At 60.9% G+C, this 16,837-nt stretch carries 14 protein-coding genes; 8 read left to right on the plus strand and 6 right to left on the minus strand.

Translation table 11 applies throughout. The annotated features are described in order from the left end of the window. Positions 1 to 230: 230 nt before the first annotated feature. Positions 231 to 803 carry a helix-turn-helix domain-containing protein gene (locus tag GNK13_RS03750; protein ID WP_164101106.1) on the minus strand — a complete coding sequence of 191 codons (573 nt, stop codon included), beginning with the start codon at positions 801 to 803 and terminating at the stop codon, positions 231 to 233. A gap of 928 nt (positions 804 to 1,731) precedes the next feature. Between GNK13_RS03750 and GNK13_RS03755 the strand changes: the two genes are divergently transcribed. Then, on the plus strand, positions 1,732 to 3,801 hold the full coding sequence (locus GNK13_RS03755; protein WP_164101107.1) for a M13 family metallopeptidase: 2,070 nt from the start codon (positions 1,732 to 1,734) through the stop codon (positions 3,799 to 3,801). A gap of 4 nt (positions 3,802 to 3,805) precedes the next feature. On the opposite strand, the gene GNK13_RS03760 is transcribed toward GNK13_RS03755, so the two are convergent. Further along, positions 3,806 to 4,894 (minus strand): hypothetical protein, encoded by a 1,089-nt coding sequence (locus tag GNK13_RS03760; RefSeq protein ID WP_164101108.1) that lies wholly within the window; start codon positions 4,892 to 4,894, stop codon positions 3,806 to 3,808. A gap of 231 nt (positions 4,895 to 5,125) precedes the next feature. Between GNK13_RS03760 and GNK13_RS03765 the strand changes: the two genes are divergently transcribed. From GNK13_RS03765 to GNK13_RS03790, 6 genes are all read left to right on the plus strand, one after another. Beyond that, positions 5,126 to 6,157, plus strand: a complete 1,032-nt coding sequence (locus GNK13_RS03765) for a glycosyltransferase family A protein (protein WP_235934756.1) — start codon at positions 5,126 to 5,128, stop codon at positions 6,155 to 6,157. Positions 6,158 to 6,297: 140 nt separating this feature from the next. After that, the gene (locus GNK13_RS03770; protein WP_164101109.1) at positions 6,298 to 7,134 is read left to right on the plus strand and encodes a glycosyltransferase family 2 protein; all 837 of its coding nucleotides are present in this window, start codon (positions 6,298 to 6,300) and stop codon (positions 7,132 to 7,134) included. An 88-nt stretch (positions 7,135 to 7,222) separates the two neighbouring features. Beyond that, on the plus strand, positions 7,223 to 8,032 hold the full coding sequence (locus tag GNK13_RS03775; protein WP_235934762.1) for an alpha-1,2-fucosyltransferase: 810 nt from the start codon (positions 7,223 to 7,225) through the stop codon (positions 8,030 to 8,032). Between the two features lie 21 nt (positions 8,033 to 8,053). Then, a complete protein-coding gene (locus tag GNK13_RS03780; protein WP_164101111.1) occupies positions 8,054 to 8,746 on the plus strand; it encodes an FkbM family methyltransferase in 693 nt (230 codons plus the stop codon). A 57-nt stretch (positions 8,747 to 8,803) separates the two neighbouring features. After that, positions 8,804 to 9,607 (plus strand): FkbM family methyltransferase, encoded by an 804-nt coding sequence (locus GNK13_RS03785; RefSeq protein ID WP_164101112.1) that lies wholly within the window; start codon positions 8,804 to 8,806, stop codon positions 9,605 to 9,607. Positions 9,608 to 9,669: 62 nt separating this feature from the next. Continuing rightward, positions 9,670 to 10,188: an NUDIX hydrolase gene (locus GNK13_RS03790; protein ID WP_164101113.1), complete on the plus strand. Its 519-nt coding sequence runs from the start codon at positions 9,670 to 9,672 to the stop codon at positions 10,186 to 10,188. A gap of 128 nt (positions 10,189 to 10,316) precedes the next feature. Here the strand turns inward: GNK13_RS03790 and ltrA are convergent, their stop codons facing one another. Both ltrA and GNK13_RS03800 read right to left on the minus strand, forming a co-directional pair. Beyond that, entirely contained in the window at positions 10,317 to 11,636 is a 1,320-nt protein-coding gene (ltrA, locus tag GNK13_RS03795; RefSeq protein WP_390622489.1) for a group II intron reverse transcriptase/maturase, read from the minus strand. An 820-nt stretch (positions 11,637 to 12,456) separates the two neighbouring features. Beyond that, positions 12,457 to 13,980, minus strand: coding sequence for an IS1380 family transposase (locus tag GNK13_RS03800; protein ID WP_164101115.1), 1,524 nt, complete (start codon positions 13,978 to 13,980; stop codon positions 12,457 to 12,459). Between the two features lie 258 nt (positions 13,981 to 14,238). On the opposite strand from GNK13_RS03800, the gene GNK13_RS03805 reads away from it, so the two are divergent. After that, entirely contained in the window at positions 14,239 to 14,814 is a 576-nt protein-coding gene (locus GNK13_RS03805) for a carboxypeptidase-like regulatory domain-containing protein (RefSeq protein ID WP_164101116.1), read from the plus strand. Between the two features lies 1 nt (position 14,815). Here GNK13_RS03805 and GNK13_RS03810 read toward each other — a convergent pair whose 3' ends face one another. Both GNK13_RS03810 and GNK13_RS03815 read right to left on the minus strand, forming a co-directional pair. Then, positions 14,816 to 16,213 carry a phytoene desaturase family protein gene (locus GNK13_RS03810; protein WP_164101142.1) on the minus strand — a complete coding sequence of 466 codons (1,398 nt, stop codon included), beginning with the start codon at positions 16,211 to 16,213 and terminating at the stop codon, positions 14,816 to 14,818. A gap of 1 nt (position 16,214) precedes the next feature. Beyond that, positions 16,215 to 16,475 (minus strand): acyl carrier protein, encoded by a 261-nt coding sequence (locus GNK13_RS03815; RefSeq protein WP_164101117.1) that lies wholly within the window; start codon positions 16,473 to 16,475, stop codon positions 16,215 to 16,217. Positions 16,476 to 16,837: the final 362 nt, after the last annotated feature.

Raw genomic sequence — 16,837 nt, forward strand, 5'->3', positions numbered from 1 at the left:
TTTTAAAAAGCAGTCGCCTTCGGCTTGCCGTTAAACGATTTTTCTGCGAGCCGTCCCGCTCCGAACCAATCCAAAGTGGCGCTGTCCAGCTAGCGTCGACTCAAAATTATAGGCGTTTGCCGCAGAAACGAAAAAAGCGTCGCACGGCGGGAGCGTGCGACGCTTTCTTCTTCCGATGCGGAGATCGAGGATCCTCTCCGGGGTCAACGAGGGGGAACCGGGCTGAAGGCTCAGACCAGTTCTTTCTTGACGCCGATCAAGGTCCGAAGGCGTTCGGCCAGCAAGTGGGCATCGAACGGCTTCTTGAAGGTTTCGTTGATCGCCGAGCGGTCGAAGCTCATCGGCTGGCCGTCATCGGGCAGCAAGGCGATCAGGATGATTTCAGCAAAATCGATGTTCTTGCGGAGGTTCTGGCAGATTTGCACTGCCTCGACCTTGCCGATCGAAAAATCGACGATGATGCAGTCGGGATTAAAACTCTCGGCTTGAATTCCCGCTTCGAAACCGCTCGCGGCCACGGCCACTTTGAACGCTTTCTCCGGGGGCAGCTCTCGCTTCAGGTTCTCGATCAAAACTTGGTCTTGCGCGACGATCAGCACTTTGGCCATCGCCTCGTCTTCCAGATCCCCCAAGGGCATGCCGTGTTCCTTGAGGAACTTAATCAGGTACTCGCGGGGGATGCGACGATCCTGCGAGCCCGGAATACGATATCCCTTGAGTCGCCCCGAATCGAACCATTTTGACACGGTTCGTGGAGCGACTTTACAGATCTTAGCGACCTGTCCAGTCGTGAAGACCTTCATATCAGGTTCTCCATAACGCCTCGTTGACTTTTCCCTTGGTTGACGGTGCGTCGGTAACCGTCAACACATCGGCCCACTCGTTGTTTACTCGTCCGCTGCCAACAACCGGCCTGAACGGTCGTCTTCGGTCGGTGGGGCGACACGAAGAATTGGCAAAGTAAACGGCTGGGTCTGGGGCCGTTCCGGTTGCGTCCTGCGACACAGTCCGGGGTGGGATCCTCGCGGTTTCGGGTAATAGTGGCTCGGAAGACTTTGACGCCTCCGAGCGAAACCAAAGTTCCGCTCGGTGAGATCGCGATCCGACGAACCGGGCCAATGCCGCCGCACTTGCGGTGGCGGTACCAGCGCACTTGCGCCAGCGGTTCGGGGCGAATTCGAGGCTAGAGACGCGGCCGCTCGATGGCTCTCCCGGTGCGGAGCCCTTCGCTGCGAAGAGCCCCTCGATTCCGGAAGGCATGCCAGTCGTGCGTCCAGCGGAGACAGCCCGCACTCACGTGCCGCGGCTGCCGCTGCCCAGATTCCCCCCTGTGGGAAAACAACCGCAGCCCTGTGTGAATGTCTCGATGCGTTCGAAAACCCATCGGGCACGGGGACTGCGGTGATTCTCCCGCACTTAGTTTCGATTCAAACCGGGGTTAACCTTTAGCGTGTTTGAATACGAACAAGCGGTAACTTTGTGGCAACCGCGCCGACCCGCCCCAGCTAGGCTGGCGCGGAACAGCTGATACCAAAGGAATTACGCACAATTCTCTCGAAGCGTTCTCCCCACAGTCCCGGTTTCGCTCGCCCGAAGGGAAGAAATTTTCGGAAAAAATTTCCCTCTCCCTCCCGAGAGTGCCCGCTCGGGGTCGTTGCCGCCGCTAGCCCAAAGCGGTACCCATTACAGACTGCCCGGTCGATTCACTCGTTCCCCCCCAAGGTGCTGGTCATGCCTCGTACGCTGCGACGGATCTCCTTCTGCGCACTGCTCCTCTCCGCGACGGCGTTCGGTCACGTCGCTCCGCAGCCGGCTGCTGCGGAACAACCGACTCCCGACGCTCCCGGATCCGCCCTCTCCGGGATCGAGCAGGAGTATTTCAGCGAGCAGGTCGCTCCGGGTGACGATTTCTACCAGCACGTCAACGACGGCTGGCTCCGTAAAACCGAGATCCCCGGCGACCGATCCGACTACGGCACGTTCACGGTCCTCAGCGACCGCACGGAAGAGCAGGTCCGGAGCTTGATCGAAGCGGCCGCCGAGACCGAGGCGGCTCCAGGCAGCAACACCCAGAAGGTCGGAGATTTCTATCGCTCCTACACCGACTACGAAGCCCGCAACGCCGCGGGAACCGCCCCCATTCAGCCGCTGCTGCAGACGATCGACCAGATCGATTCGCGGGAGGATCTCGGGGCGGTGCTGGCGAAGCTACTGCGAAGCGGCGTCGGCGGTCCTTTTGTGACCTACGTCTCTCCCGACGCCCGCAGCAGCGATCAGTACGCCGTCTACGTCTATCAGAGCGGAATCACCCTCCCGGACCGCGACTACTACCTCGAGGATGAGGAGCGATACCAGGCGCTCCGCACGCAGCTCGGTGACTACGCGAGCGATCTGCTGGCAGCGATCGACGTCGAGGATCCACAAGCGGCTGCGGCGGAGGTCGTCGGCCTGGAGACCCAGTTGGCCGAAGCCCAGTGGACGAACGTTCAAAACCGGGATCCGGTGAAAACCTACAACAAGCAATCCTCCCAAGAAATCCGCGAGACCCTCGCGGCGCTCCCCTGGAAAGATTTTGCCGACCAGGCGGGAATCGCCGACCAGTCGCATTTCATCGTCCGCCAGCCGACCTTCATCAGCCGCGTCAATGAGCTGCTCACGGACGTCCCGCTGGAAACCTGGAAGGACTACCTTCGCTTTCGCGTCATCGACGCGTACGCTCCCGCCCTGACCGAATCGCTCGAACGGCGGCACTTCGAATTCCACGACACGGCGCTGAGCGGAATCGTCGAACAAAAACCGCTCTGGAAGCGAGCGGTCGAAGGCACTGGCAGCACGCTGGGCGAGGTCGTCGGCAAACTCTATGTCGACGAACACTTCTCTCCCAAAGCAAAAGCTCGCATGGAGGAGTTGGTCGAGAATCTCAAAAAGGCCTTTGCCGAACGAATCGAGCAACTCGAGTGGATGGGGCCGGGCACCAAGAAGCAGGCGCTCGAAAAACTCTCGATGTTCAACACCAAGATTGGTTATCCGGACCAGTGGAAAGATTATTCCAAGCTGGAAATCAAGGCCGACGATCTGGCGGGAAATCTACTCCGCTCGGCGAACTTCGAATACCAGCGGGAAATCGACAAGCTCGGCGGACCGATCGACCGCAACGAGTGGCTCATGACGCCGCAGACGATCAACGCCTACTACAACCCGTTGATGAATGAAATCGTCTTCCCTGCAGCGATCCTCCAACCACCGTTCTTCAATCTCGCAGCCGATGACGCAGTGAATTACGGGGCGATCGGGGCGGTCATCGGACACGAAATCAGCCACGGCTTCGATGACAAAGGGAGCCAGTACGACGGGCACGGAAATCTTCGCAATTGGTGGACGCAAGAGGATCGCCAAGAGTTTGAAGCTCGGGCCCAGAAATTGGTCGAGCAGTACAGCCAGTACAAGCCGTTTGAAGACATGCACGTCAATGGCGAACTGACGCTGGGCGAAAACATCGGCGACCTCGGGGGCCTGAGCGTCGCCCATCGGGCGTACCAAATGTCGCTCGAGGGCAAGCCGGCCCCGGTGATCGAAGGGCTCAGCGGCGACCAGCGGTTCTTGCTCGGCTGGTCCCAGATCTGGCGCCGCAAGTACCGCGAACCGGAACTGCGGAAGCGTCTGCTCACCGACCCCCATTCGCCGAGCCGCTATCGGGTTAACGGCATCGTGAGCAACATGGACGTCTTCTACGACGCGTTCAACATTCAGCCGGGGGATGAAATGTATATCGCCCCGGAGAACCGCGTCCGTATCTGGTAAGACCTCAGCGGGCTTCGGGATGGAAGCGACGGTTGAACAGTTGGGGGTCAAACGGATCAGCCACATCGGGCAGTCGCACCGGCTGCCCCGGCTGGGACCCCATCATTCCGACCGTGCTTCCGCCGGGAGCCCCGGGCGAAGCATCCTGCGTCTGCCCTGAAGCCAAGGGAGAGAGGCTGCGGTCCGCAGACTCTTCATCTCGCGGCAGCGACTCGATCCACCGCCGCAGATTCTCGATCGCTTCTTGGTCGCGGGGGCCCAAGGGGGGTTCCTCGGCGCCTCCATGCGGCTTGAGTGCCCGCACCAACAGCGGACTGGCAGCGGGATGCTCGCGGTTGATCCAGGGAAGGACCGCGGCGAGATTTTCCCGCGTCATTGCCGCCCTCGGGCGGCGACCCACCACCCGCTCATCGCTCAGCACCCAACCGGTCGCCGCTCCGCCGCCATGGCAAGCGGTCGCGCTGCAGCGATTGGCCAGCAGCGGCTGGATGCGGAGATTGAACTCCCGCAGCTCCTCGGGCCCCAGCCCGTCGAGGGAGTGCGAGCCACCTTCAGCTTGCGGCACAGCGGCTTTCGGCACAGCGGCTTGCGGCGGCTCTTTCCCCTCTGTCCCAGTGGCGAGCGACTCCGGTGCCCCGGCGGCACTCGGCGCTCCCGCACCGCGGGCAGCAGCCTGTTGCTCGATCGTCAACTGCAACTCCGCCTCGGCTCGCAAGATTGCGACGGCGTCGGGGCGGATCCGTTTGGCGGCCTGAATCTCCGCTGCCGCTCGTTCGCACAGCCCGTGCCGCAGACACCACCGCGCGGTCTCCAGGTGCGATTCGACCGTGAACACACGTCGCCGGTCGAGCTGGTACTGGTACAGCCCGTCGAGCGACTCGGCCCAGCAAGCGACCTTCTCGCGTGACAGGCGGACTTCGGAGCCTTGGAAGCGCACGATCACCCGCCCCGGTTCCTCTTCCACGGTCCCCCGAAGGACCGCCAAGTCGCGGAGCAACACGTAGCCGGGCTCGACCGCCGGCTCGCCGCCGCGGACGACGCTCATCAGCAGCCAAGAAAATGCCGCTCCGATAGAGAACCAGGTTCGGATCATGGTGGCGGAACGGTAGGCAAGGGACCGCCTCAGCGTCAAGACATCCGCCGAGGCTCTGTCAGCCCCAGAAGACACCCTCCCCCCGGGAGGGTCGCGAGGAACGAGCGGGGAGGGTGACTACCGGCCGTGAATCCTTATTGCCCAAGCCGATCTTGCACGCGAACCGGCAACGCGGGTAATGGGTAACCCAGCTCACAATTCAGCAGCAGCCGCAGCATTTCAGGCCGGCCTATGAACCGCCAGTCGCTTCAACGCAAAGCACCGGAAACCGTTTCAGGCTACCGGTTCGACCGCAGCCATCTGCGGGTGGACCAGCGAGAGCCTGGCATCAGCGCGTTCATGCGGATCCGCAACGGAGCCGAGTTCCTCGAGCTGACGATTCGCAGCCACATCGAGTTCTTCGATGAAATCGTTGCCGTGCACAACAACTGCACCGACGAAACGCCACAGATCCTCACGCGGCTCCAAGAGGAGTTCGGCCCCCAGAAACTTCGCGTCATCCACTACGCCGACGAAGTCTTTCCACCGGGCAGTTCGGGGCACATCCGCACCGACCCGCACTCGCCCCACAGCCTCGTCAACTACTACAACTTCGCCCTCGCCTCGACGCGATACCGCTTTGCGACAAAGCTCGACGACGACCACCTCGCGATCCGCGAGACGACCCGGCGAGCGACCGACTCCCTGAGATCGGGTGAGACCGATCCGAAAGAGATGCTTTGCTTCTCGGGGCTCAACCTCTTCCACCGCCCCGACGGAAGCCTCGCCGTCCTCAAACGGGATCCGATCTCCGGCAGCGGCGACATCGGGTTCTTCCGCGTGACCCCCAACACTTACTTCTCCAAGGATCGGCGGTTTGAACGATTCAGAAGCGGAGGTGCGAGGCGACGGTTTTGCGGATTCCTTTACTGGCACTTGAAATACCTCAAGTCCGACATGGGGTTTGGCAACTACCGGCTCGACAAAAACCCTACCAGCCGATACGCCAAACGGCACGCGGCGATGCACCAAGCCCCGCCGGAATGCCTCGATTTGCAGGCCCTGGCCCACTACTGCAGCCCCACCCTGCTGCACCGCTTGAAACAGCTCGTGTCGAGCAAACAAGCCCTGATTGGCCAGCGCAACGCGACTATTCCACGAGCTTTTCCCGACGCCGCTGTCGCCCAGGCGGTTGAGCGGACAGCGGGCCGACAGTTCCGATCCGCCCTGGACTCGCCGCAAACCGAACATGCCTGCAGCCCGACCATCCGCGCCGCCGGCTGAACGCTCTTGCTACTGCACACGCGAGCATGTTACTCCAGCTTTGTAGCCTCGCGCCGTCCTCTCTGCTTCGAGCAGGTGTAGACGTATCGCACTCGCGGCAATCGACTGCATGCCGCAGCATACGCCTCCTCAACAAATCAATGCCAGCACCAATCAAACCACGTCACATCAGCGTAATCATCACGACGTACAACTCCCCCGATGCATTGCGTCTGACGCTCAAGGCGTTCGACCTCCAGACACGGCGGGACTTTGAACTGGTCGTCGCCGATGATGGGTCGGGGGCAGATACAGCGACGGTGATCGATGAGTTCCGAGCGGAGTCGGATCTGCCCCTCATCCACGTCTGGCATGAGGATCGCGGCTTTCGTAAGTGCGAGATCCTCAATCGAGCGATCGAATCCGCCACCGGCGATTACTTAATTTTCACCGATGGCGATTGCATTCCGCGGCCCGACTTCGTCTCCGTGCACCACAATGAAGCTGAGCCCAGACGCTTTCTCTCCGGCACCTACAACAACCTCCCGCCGTCGTTCGCCGAGATCATTACCGAGAGTACCGTTGGTTCGGGCGAGGCTTTTCAACTGAAGTGGCTGCGAAGCCACGGTCTGCCCCGATCGCGGAAAGCCCTCCGGCTGACTCCATACAAGACCCTCGCTGGTATCCTGAACCGGCTAACGACGACCCATCCCACGTGGAATGGGTGCAACGCGTCGGGCTGGAAATCGGATCTCGAAGCCGTCAATGGATTCGACGAACGAATGCGGTACGGCGGTCTCGATCGGGAACTGGGACTTCGCCTCAACAATGCGGGAATCAAAGGCAAGCAGATCCGCTTCAAAGCCATCTGCCTGCACATCGACCACGACCGTGGCTACATGAACGAGAAGGATCTGCAAGATAATCTTGCCATCCGCGAAGCGACCCTCCGCGAACGCTCCACTTTCACGCCCTACGGCATCCGTAAAGCAGCGTAGCCTCCACATGATCCACGCACTCCCCACGGACCGGGCCGCCGGTGTTGCAAGTTGCGTTGTCAAGATTGTCGGCGGGCTGGGAAACCAGATGCTACAGTACGCGGCCGGTCGAGCCGTCTCGCTCCGATGCGGTTGCCCTCTGGAGCTGGACCTAAGCTTCTATGACCGTAAGCGCCACCGGAGTTTCGAGCTCAGCGCTTTCCCAATCCATGCCCATCGCAGACCCAGCAACCGCGGCTGGCAGCGAATTCTGGGCCGCGCCTTTCGACAAACCGACCCCGCGGCGACGGTGTACCGGGAATCGAGCAAAGCCTTCGACCCTTGCATTCGGTCGCTGGAGGCTCCCGTTCGCCTCGACGGGTATTTCTTTTCGGAAAAGTATTTTTCCGATCACGCCGAGACGATTCGGAGCGAGCTGACTCCGCCGGAATTTTCGGATGCGGGGTCGCTCGAACTCAAGCAGCGCATGGCATCCACCGAGAGCACTGCCCTGCATGTCCGCCGCGGCGATTACGTTACAAACAAAAACGCCAGCGAACGCTTCTGGTCGTGCAGCCTCGAGTATTACGAGGAGGCGATCGATCGCGTTCCCAGCCGGGGCGAGGTGTTCGTTTTTTCGGATGACATTCCGTGGGCTCGAAAGAATCTCCGCTCCTCCAAACCGCTGGTCTTCGTCGGCGAGGGATCAAACCATCAAAAGCTGGCGAATGCCGGCCTTCGCGACCTGTGGTTGATGACCCACGCGGATCACCACATCATCGCCAATTCTTCCTTCAGTTGGTGGGGCGCCTGGTTGGCCGACGCGGGCAAGGGATTGAAGATTGCCCCTCGAAAGTGGTTTAACGATCCGACGATCGACGACAGTGATATCATTCCCGAGCGGTGGCTTCGGATTTAGCCCCTTCTGCGAGAAACCATGATGCTGCAGCCTATTCTCAAGTACCTGCGACGCAAGGCTGATCCGATCGAGCTGCTAAGCCGCGTCGCGCCGGCATCGACCAGCCTCACGTCGATCGTCCACATCGGTGCTCATCTGGCTCAGGAACGGCACCACTATGAGCAGCACGGATTCCGCAAGATCCTCTGGGTGGAGGGATCGGCCACGGTTTACGAGGAGCTGAGGAAGTTGCTCGCACAGCACGAGGGGCCAGCCACGCACAGCGCACGCTGTGCAATGCTGACGAACGAAGACGACCAAGAGGTCGAGCTTCGGACTTACAGCAACAACGGAATGTCGAATTCGATTTTTCCACCAAGCCAACAACTGGCCGCTCGCTGGCCTGACGTCAAAGAGACAGGCGCAACCCAACGATCGAAATCAGTCACGCTCGACTCGTTCCTTGCAACCACCGAGTTCGCCGATCAGTGCGACGTTTTGGTCGTCGACGTCCAGGGTGCCGAACTCCTCGTCCTTCAAGGCGGCCTCAAAACACTGTCTCGGGTCAAGGCGGTCGTCTGCGAGGTTTCAACGGTCCCCTACTACGAAGGAGGAGTCCTGTTCGAGGAGCTGAACGCCTTCCTCACCGCCCAGGGGTTTGTTGCGGTGTCGACCCCGAGGCGCCATGGGGATATGCTCTTCCTGCGCAAGGATCTGATGCGAGCCGCCGCTTAGTCGCGCCCCCTGCTACATAGGCCCCCGTGCCACACAGCCTACCGTGAAAGGATTCCCATGTCGTTTTTCAGTCAGAACGTGAAGCCGGTTTGGCGCGCGGCGAGTTCGTTAGCCTGTGCCGTCAAGAAGAAAGCCGCCGTGTCACTCGGGTACCGGAGGCCGACGAGAACGTGCCAGATCCCGGGCCTGCAGCAGTTGGTTGACGAGCGCATCTGCCCAGACCGGCCGGGAACGTTTGTCGAGGTCGGGGCTTATGACGGCGAGCGATTCTCCAATACTTCGTGGCTCGCCGACAGTGGGTGGCGGGGGATCTATATCGAACCCTCTCGGCAGTTTTCGCGGTGGTGCCGATTCCGCCACATCCTCAACAACGTCACAGTCTTGAACGTAGCCGCGGGCGAGAAGAACGCCGAAGCAACGCTCATGCAGGTCGGCTCTTTGAGCACGATGTGCGAGGAAACGTTCGACGAGTACGGCCGCATTGAGTGGGCTAAGCCCCGCCTGCACAAGGATTTCCAGCGGCAAACAACCGAGATCCGAACCCTCGACTCGATCCTGGAAACGAGCTGTGTTGACGTCGGCTTCGACATTTTAGTCGTAGATGTCGAAGGTTTTGAAGAAAATGTTTTCAGCGGCTTCGACGTGCGCCGCTGGAGACCGACGATGATGATTGTCGAACTATGTGACGCTCATCCCGACTTCAGTGAGAATGCGAAGCTGTCGGAGTCGGCTAGCCGCGTCCGCCAGAAGATCCTCAACGCGGGGTACCGCGAGGTCTACTGCGACAAAATCAATTCCGTCTTTGAACTCGTTGAGGCCGCGGCGAACCACGAGACCGGCGAGCGATTAGCGGTTGCCTGAGGTTGATCGAATCGCAATCGTAACCGGCACTCCTGCAACTTTTCCTCCAGCCGACGCGAAGCATGCCGCACTCCCCGGAGATCGTCTTTCACGCCGACCGTTACTCGATCGAGCGCGTCCGCCGCACGGGAAACGATGGGCGCGTGCATAGCCGCGACATCATCCGCCATCCGGGAGCGGTCGTCTTGCTGCCGATCACCTCGGACGATCGCGTGGTAATGATTCGCAACCACCGCGTCTCCATCGGCGAAACCTTGCTGGAACTTCCGGCCGGCACGATCGAGCGGGGTGATTCGCCGCAAGAGACCGCGGCCCGCGAGTTGATCGAGGAAACCGGTTACCGGGCGGCGGATCTTCAACTCGTAAGGAAGTTCTATGCCTCGCCAGGAATCTGCGACGAAGCGATGTATCTGTTTCTCGCACGCGGGTTAGTCGCCGGCGAACCCGACCGAGAAGTCACCGAGCAGATCGAGAACCAGCTGGCTACCTGGGATGAAATCCGCAACTGGCTCCGCGACGGTACGATCCAAGACGGAAAGACGCTGGTGGGGCTGATGAGTTATTTGATCGGGGAGCGATAGGAGTTAGGTTTCAGGTTTCAGGTTTAAGAGTATAGGGAAGAATCTTCTCGTACTCGTACTCGTACTATCACGGTAGGGACCACCGTTTCCGGTGGCCCCCCGCACAGATCCGTACGTGAGCGATTTACTCATACGGCTCTTGCTCTGAGTCTGGCGTGATGCCGGATAGAGGGCCATGGGTGAGTGATTTTCGGTGGCGGCAGGTGCTTGCGCATCAACCGCCCCATGCGCTCGTGCGTCCAGGTGCGACTGCCACGCTGGCTACGCCGGCGCAGCTGGCCCAGCCAGAGATGGAACAGGGCCTCGCGAAACTGGGTCAAGCGAGCGAAGTTCAGGGGGACCCCGTGGTACGCCTGCCATCCTCGGACGACGCTGGCGAGCCAGCGCCCCGTTGCCCCGATCGAGTGATGTCGGCGGCGGCGGAGTTCCTCTCCAATCCGTGCGAGCGTACCACGCATGCGGCTAGCCATCGTCAGGCGGCGGAGCACGAAACGGTCTCCCCGACGGGTCCGCGCACAGACGTGCGTGAACCCGAGAAAGTCAAACGTTTCGCATTTGCCTGTGCCTTCGCGACGATGGCGGTCCGAGGCCCGCCGACCGAACTCAATCAGCCGAGTTTTCTGCGGGTGCAGCCGGAGACCGAACTTGCCGAGCCGCCCGTGGAGGGCGTCCAGACACGCTTGGGCATCCGACTGGTGCTCGAAGCCGATCACAAAGTCATCCGCGTAGCGAACGACGATGCAGTCCCCAGTTGCGTGGCGTTTGCGCCACTGGTCGATCCACAGATCGAACACGTAATGGAGGAAGATGTTGGCGAGCAGCGGTGAGAGCACCGCTCCTTGGGGAGTCCCTTTGCCGTTGTCACTCCAGTCGGTTCCTTCGATAATCCCGGCGTTCAGCCATTTGAGGATCAGTCGAACGATCCGCTTGTCTGCGACTCGATGTTCGATGAACTGCACCAACCAGTCACGGTCGATGTTGTCAAAGAACCCTTCGATGTCGGCGTCCAGTATCCAGTTCACTCGCTTTTCGGTGATCCCGACGTAGAGCGCATCAAGCGCTTGATGCGGACTGCGTCCGGGCCGGAAGCCGTAGCTGAAACCGAGGAAGTCCGCTTCGTAGATGCACTGAAGGACCGCACGCAGCGCGTGCTGGACGATCTTGTCCTCCAGGGAGGGAATCCCCAGAGGCCGTTTGCGTCCGTCGGTTTTCTCGATGTGCACCCGCTTGGAGGGCTTCGCTCGGAAGGCTCCGCGGTGAATGCGACCGTGGAGGTCGGCGATCCGATTCTCCAGGTCTTGCTCGTATTCGTGCCACGTCACCCCGTCGACGCCCGGGGCTGCATGCCGCTTCAAGTCATAGAAGCTTGAAGTCAGCAGCTCCGGGTTGATGTGGTGCAGCAGCGTCGTGAACTTGAGCGAGCGGTCCTTGCGGGCCGCCTCACGCACACCGGCCAGTCCATGTGACCTTCGTCTTTCCGGCTTCGGCGTCCGGACGAGGCTGGGCTGTTCGGTGTTCCTCCTTGCTGGTCGCCTTCCCTCGACCGACTCCGCGGGTGGTTCAGTTCCACCGTTGTTCGCCGGCGTCGCCGGTACTACGCGACCATCTGACTCCCTGTCCGCGTTCATGCCCGGCGTACCCTCAGAGAGGTTTTCGGACCGCTGTCGGCGACTTCCTCCGACAGGCGTAACAGGGTCTCCCGGTTCTCGCGTTTGAAGTTTCCGCCCATGCCCGGGCCATAGATCCCGCCGTGACCGCGAACGCTCTTGCCATGACGAGCGGCCGGGTGTTGCCTTCCCTGTGTACGAGCAGGTCGGCTCACCGGACGATGTACATTTCGGGACTCAATCTCCGGGCCTAGGCGTACCCCTGCCGTGGCTACACCCACGCTGTTACCAGCGTCAGCGTACGACTCGGGGCCAGCGCATCTGGCTAGGATTTCACTGTGAGACTCTTGCATTCTCAACTTCAAACCGGTTTATCCCGGCGCTTTCCGTACTCGTACTCGCTTCCAACGCTAACGGCCCGAGTACGAGTACCGCTTCGCTGAGTACGAGTACCGCTTCGCTGAGTACGAGTCCTAAAATAAGCTTTCGCCGGTTGCGGCGCGGCCGATTTCGGCCGGCGCAGCGGCCACCGCACACCCGACGGGTGGTGCGGTGGGCCGGAGGGAGGCGTGGGACATCGGACTGCTGGGTGCCCTCGGGGCGGTTTGGCGTGAATGCGGTACCGAGCCTTACGTGCCTCGGCTTCTCCATCGCTGGGACGTCATTCCAGTGCGTAACGAAGCCAGCGATTGAAGACGTGCAGGTCCTCGGTGAGCGAGAGTAGCCGGACGGTTAGCCGTCGGGCTCCACGAACCACCTGAGCTGGGATCCGAATGAAGTGATCGACGAACGTGCGGTGTTCCATGCGAATGACCCGCTTTCGTTCCTCCCGGTGCTTCTCCTTCCAGCGGCCGTCGACCGGGATGCTCAAGCCGATCCATGCCTTGAGCGTCCAGCTCAAAGACGTCATGACCATGTAGGCCCAGTTCGAAGTCAGATTGTCGACCGGAGCATGGAGGGCGCGGCACTGACCCAACTGAGAGATAACGTTCTCTTGGTCACAGCGCTGGTTGCTTTCACCGATGATGTCGGCTGACGTATGGCTCTCGCGAGACAGGTTGCTCAGGTAGAAGAAGTACTTGTACTCTTCGAAGAGTCGTCCCTGCTTGGTAACGTCGACTTTCTTGCGGATCACCACCAAGCGGAAGGTCTTTTTGCACTTCTGGGGCTGGTAGGGCACCTCGATGAAGGATTCTGAATTGAGGCGACGGTTCTGGTATCCGCGCTCGTGAACCACCTTAAGCTTGGCGTTCTCCGGACGAGTTCGACGAGTCTTCGCAGGGTCGCGCTTTGGTTTTCGAGAGAGCGGCTGCCAGTCTGTCTCTGCCGCATCTTCGGCAATGCCCACGAGATTCGGATGCGCGGCGATTCCGAAAACGAAGCTCACCCCCTCTTCGTCCCAGCCGTCCAGCGCCGCGGATTGCGTGAACGCCGTGTCGCCGCGCAACTTGACCCGCCGAAAACCTGCGCTGCGACAAAGCTCTATCGCCTGATTCGCCTGTACCGACGCTCCACGGGCGCTGTGACTGTTGCCGCCGCGATTGATCAGCCGCAGGACCTCTCCGGTGTTGGCCAGCGTGACGACCAGCGGATGGTAGCCCCAGATGTTCTTGTAGCTGAGGTCCATGCCCGCTTTGCATTCTCCGGAAGTGCCGACGATTGTGCCGTCCATGTCAACGACCGCTTCGTCGAAGAACTCGCTGTCCTGCTGCTTCCAGACCTGCACCCGGACTTCATCAATCGCCTGAAACAGCTGATCGATATGGGCCTCTTCGAACCGGCGACAGAAGTCGCCGGACGTCGTCGGGTCAGGGATTCGCTCGGCACCAATGGAGTTCAGGAAGTGCTCATCGTTGCGGCGCATCTCGATGTCCTGAATAGCCGCCGCGCCGCAGAGGGCGTTGTACGCCAAGTTCAGTACGTGGTCCGATTCGTGGTACGGAGCATGCCTGCGGAAGATCTTCAAGTGGCGGTCGATCGCCTCAGGAAGGCCTACTTTCTGCACGAAGGCATGGACAGCTGCCATTCCCCCAACGGCAGTGCCGCCAGCCTTTTTCGCCAATTCATAGCGAACATTGCCGCCAGCGATCATCGGCGATCCGCGGTCAGCCGAGCCCGAATCGGCAAGCCGTCTTTGGATCCGCCGTTTGCGTCGCTCGATCAGTTTTGCTTTAATTCGCTTCACTCGAAATCTCCAAATCCAATGCGAGGCGGGTTGCCGGGCCGTTGCAAACTTGACACGGCAAACCGCTGGTGATTTCGAGTTTTTTTATGCGCCGATCGCAAGATGCGCAACCGGGGTACGCTTGCTTTAGGACGAGTACGAGTACGAATACGGGGGAGAAATTTCTTGCCTTGAATCGCTCTGGCGTCGCTTTGGCGATATCGCTTATGGTCCGCGGAACGACACGCTGCGATCGATCCACTCGAACCTGTCAATTGGATGACTGAGATGTTGATTCTGTTCCGCAAGAGTCTGTGCATCGCCTTAGCCGCTGCCACGCCCCTCTGGGGTGCGCCGAGCCGCTTACTGGCTAGTGATCCGGGGCGGACGACGACTGCTCCCCAAGCTTCCAACGACGCTCCGCCGGCGGGCCTGATGGAGATGGAGGCCGTCCCGGTACGTCTCTCGGCCGACCGCCAGATGCGGGGCGAGGCCAAAACGGTCGAGGGCAAGCCGGCCTCCGGAGCGACCGTCGTGCTGGGCGTCAACGGCAAGCCGGTGGGACGGGTGATCGCGGACGAGCAGGGCCGTTTCACCTTCGGTCCGCTCAAGCCGGGCCGCTACCAGTTGGCTACGACCGAAGCGGTAGCGATGGTTGACGTCTTTCCTGCGACCGACGCGCCCGAGAAAGCCGTCCAGTCGATCGAAGTCTCTCAGCCGGCAATGATCGCACGCGGTCAGAATGCCCGAGCGTGGCTGACCAACCCCTGGTTCCTGGGCTTGGTAATCGCCGCCGCGATCGCCATTCCGCTGGCGATCGCCCTCGACGATGATGACGACGACGACGCCAGCTGAATTACGGATCTTGGAGACAGTAACGGTTGGCCATGCTGATCCCCGAGACGATCGCACCGACGATACCAACGAAGCCTTGATCGGTGCCGCAAAGAAAGACGTTCTCGAGATGCGTTGAGCCGTCGAGCTGCTTGTCCGGCGCTCCGTAAACGGCACCGTTATCGTGCCAAGTGAAGCGACGAATCGTCTTGGGCGTGAAGACGTCGGTGTCGATCACGCGGCTGCGGAAGTCGGGCATGAACCGCACCGACGCTTCGACGGCGCGATCGTACTGGGCGAGCTTCGCTGCTCGGTACTGCGGCTCATTCAGCTCGCACCATCGATCATGATTGGCCAGCGTCGTAATCCGGATCACGCCGTCGGGCAGCTCCCCTTCCTCGGGGGCGTACGCGTAATTGTTGGGCGAGCAAATCACGCCGGTCCGGGTATCGCAGAGCGCATTCTCGGGACGCTCCCAGTGGAACTCGGGGCTGTCGTTGTAGAACACGATCGTGCGGTCGAAACCGAGCTCTCGCGGCTGGCAATCGAGGATCGAAACCGACTCGATGAACGACAACTGGCCAGCCCGGGCCGCATCGACTTCGGTAATGTCGTCGCACAGCCGCATCGTTTCGATGGCTCCGGCCGACGAGAGGATCCGCCGCGCCTGCAATTCGGTGCCATCGTCGAGCACGACGCCCACGGCCCGCCCATTCTCGACGTGGATCCGCGAGACTCCGCTCCGCAGCTTTAGCTCGCCGCCGAGTCCACGGAACTTCCGCACCAAGTGCTTGAGGATCAACCGAACGCCCTTGAGCGGCCGCCCAAAGCCTTCCAGGTAACACGCCCGGAACATGATGCAGAACTGGCCGAAATCCATGTCCCGCTCGCGCGCGTTGCCATACCACATCAACGGGCAGAGCAGCATCTCGCGGAGCAGCGGATCGCTGATCGTCTCGGCGAGGACTTCGCGTGAGGACCGGGTAAACCGCGGATCGTCGCCGTCGAGATCGTCGTAATCCAGCAGGCTCGCGACCAGCCGTCGGAAGTTGTCGATCTGGCCGGGAAACTGCTTGCGGATCTCTGCTTCGAGCAGCGCAATGTCGTTGCCGAAGTTCAACTCCGCGTCGCTGAAGCGGATCGAGGAGCCGAGCTGCGGGGCGAGCTTGAAATCGTCCCAGCGGAGCCGGAGTTGCCGGAGCAGCTTTGCCAGCGGGCCGTGGCGAGCTCCTTTCTCGCTGAAATTGGTCACCGCATGGAGCCCGACATCGTAGTCCCGGCCCCCCATGCGGTAAAACGAATTGAGACCGCCGATCGTGTAATGGCGTTCCAGGATGCAGACGCGGCGATCGAAGTGGGCCAACCGGATGCCGGCGGCCAAACCGCTCATCCCCGCGCCAATGATGATCGTGTCGTACACGTCAGCTGCGGACAATGTCTTTCATCTTTGGTTCCAGGTACGTCACCGTCGACTGCATGCTGGCCAGATGGTGGTAGTCCTCTTCCGGAATCTGCACGCGGTGCCGCTTCCGCAATTCCATCACGATATCCAAGAAGTCCATGCTGTCGAGTTCCAGCTGCTCGCGGAACGGGACCTCGTCCTTGAGCTCTCCCAAGTCCTCGTCGGGAGCAATGTCAGCGAGGATATCCAGAATCTCTTCACGAATTTCGGCAGGGCTCATCGGCCGAGTTCCTTAGCGTCTACAAACAAGGGGATCGCCGGGATTCGCACGGAGAAGCGGCTAGCCCGGGGGTGGATGCGTCAATCATCGCCACGTTGTAACCGAAGTCCGGCTGTCCTTTAACCGGCCACCTTCGGCTTCCTCAGGTTCGATGGCCCAAGGCCCACGCGAAGTTCCGGAAGTTTGCAAAACCCAAACACGCGTTGCGCGAATTTTACCCGTTCCCACTCGGAGGTCGTGCAGTTTTTAGCCCCCCCTCCCCCGAAGGGAATTGCGGCAATCGCTCGACCTTCACCCCCAAACCCTTTCGCGATTCTCTTTGGGGGAGAGGGTTGGGGTGAGGAGGTCTAAGCGGCCGGCAA

Source organism: Candidatus Laterigemmans baculatus (assembly GCF_010367455.1).
Classification (GTDB): Bacteria; Planctomycetota; Planctomycetia; order Pirellulales; family Pirellulaceae; genus Laterigemmans; species Laterigemmans baculatus.

Coding starts and splice junctions, on each gene's coding strand:
- GNK13_RS03805 (WP_164101116.1), top strand. CDS start 14,239: ATGACTGAGATGTTGATTCTGTTCCGCAAGAGTCTGTGCATCGCCTTA.
- GNK13_RS03790 (WP_164101113.1), top strand. CDS start 9,670: ATGCCGCACTCCCCGGAGATCGTCTTTCACGCCGACCGTTACTCGATC.
- GNK13_RS03815 (WP_164101117.1), bottom strand. CDS start 16,475: ATGAGCCCTGCCGAAATTCGTGAAGAGATTCTGGATATCCTCGCTGAC.
- GNK13_RS03770 (WP_164101109.1), top strand. CDS start 6,298: ATGCCAGCACCAATCAAACCACGTCACATCAGCGTAATCATCACGACG.
- GNK13_RS03785 (WP_164101112.1), top strand. CDS start 8,804: ATGTCGTTTTTCAGTCAGAACGTGAAGCCGGTTTGGCGCGCGGCGAGT.
- GNK13_RS03755 (WP_164101107.1), top strand. CDS start 1,732: ATGCCTCGTACGCTGCGACGGATCTCCTTCTGCGCACTGCTCCTCTCC.
- GNK13_RS03760 (WP_164101108.1), bottom strand. CDS start 4,894: ATGATCCGAACCTGGTTCTCTATCGGAGCGGCATTTTCTTGGCTGCTG.
- GNK13_RS03780 (WP_164101111.1), top strand. CDS start 8,054: ATGCTGCAGCCTATTCTCAAGTACCTGCGACGCAAGGCTGATCCGATC.
- GNK13_RS03750 (WP_164101106.1), bottom strand. CDS start 803: ATGAAGGTCTTCACGACTGGACAGGTCGCTAAGATCTGTAAAGTCGCT.
- GNK13_RS03775 (WP_235934762.1), top strand. CDS start 7,223: ATGCTACAGTACGCGGCCGGTCGAGCCGTCTCGCTCCGATGCGGTTGC.
- GNK13_RS03765 (WP_235934756.1), top strand. CDS start 5,126: ATGAACCGCCAGTCGCTTCAACGCAAAGCACCGGAAACCGTTTCAGGC.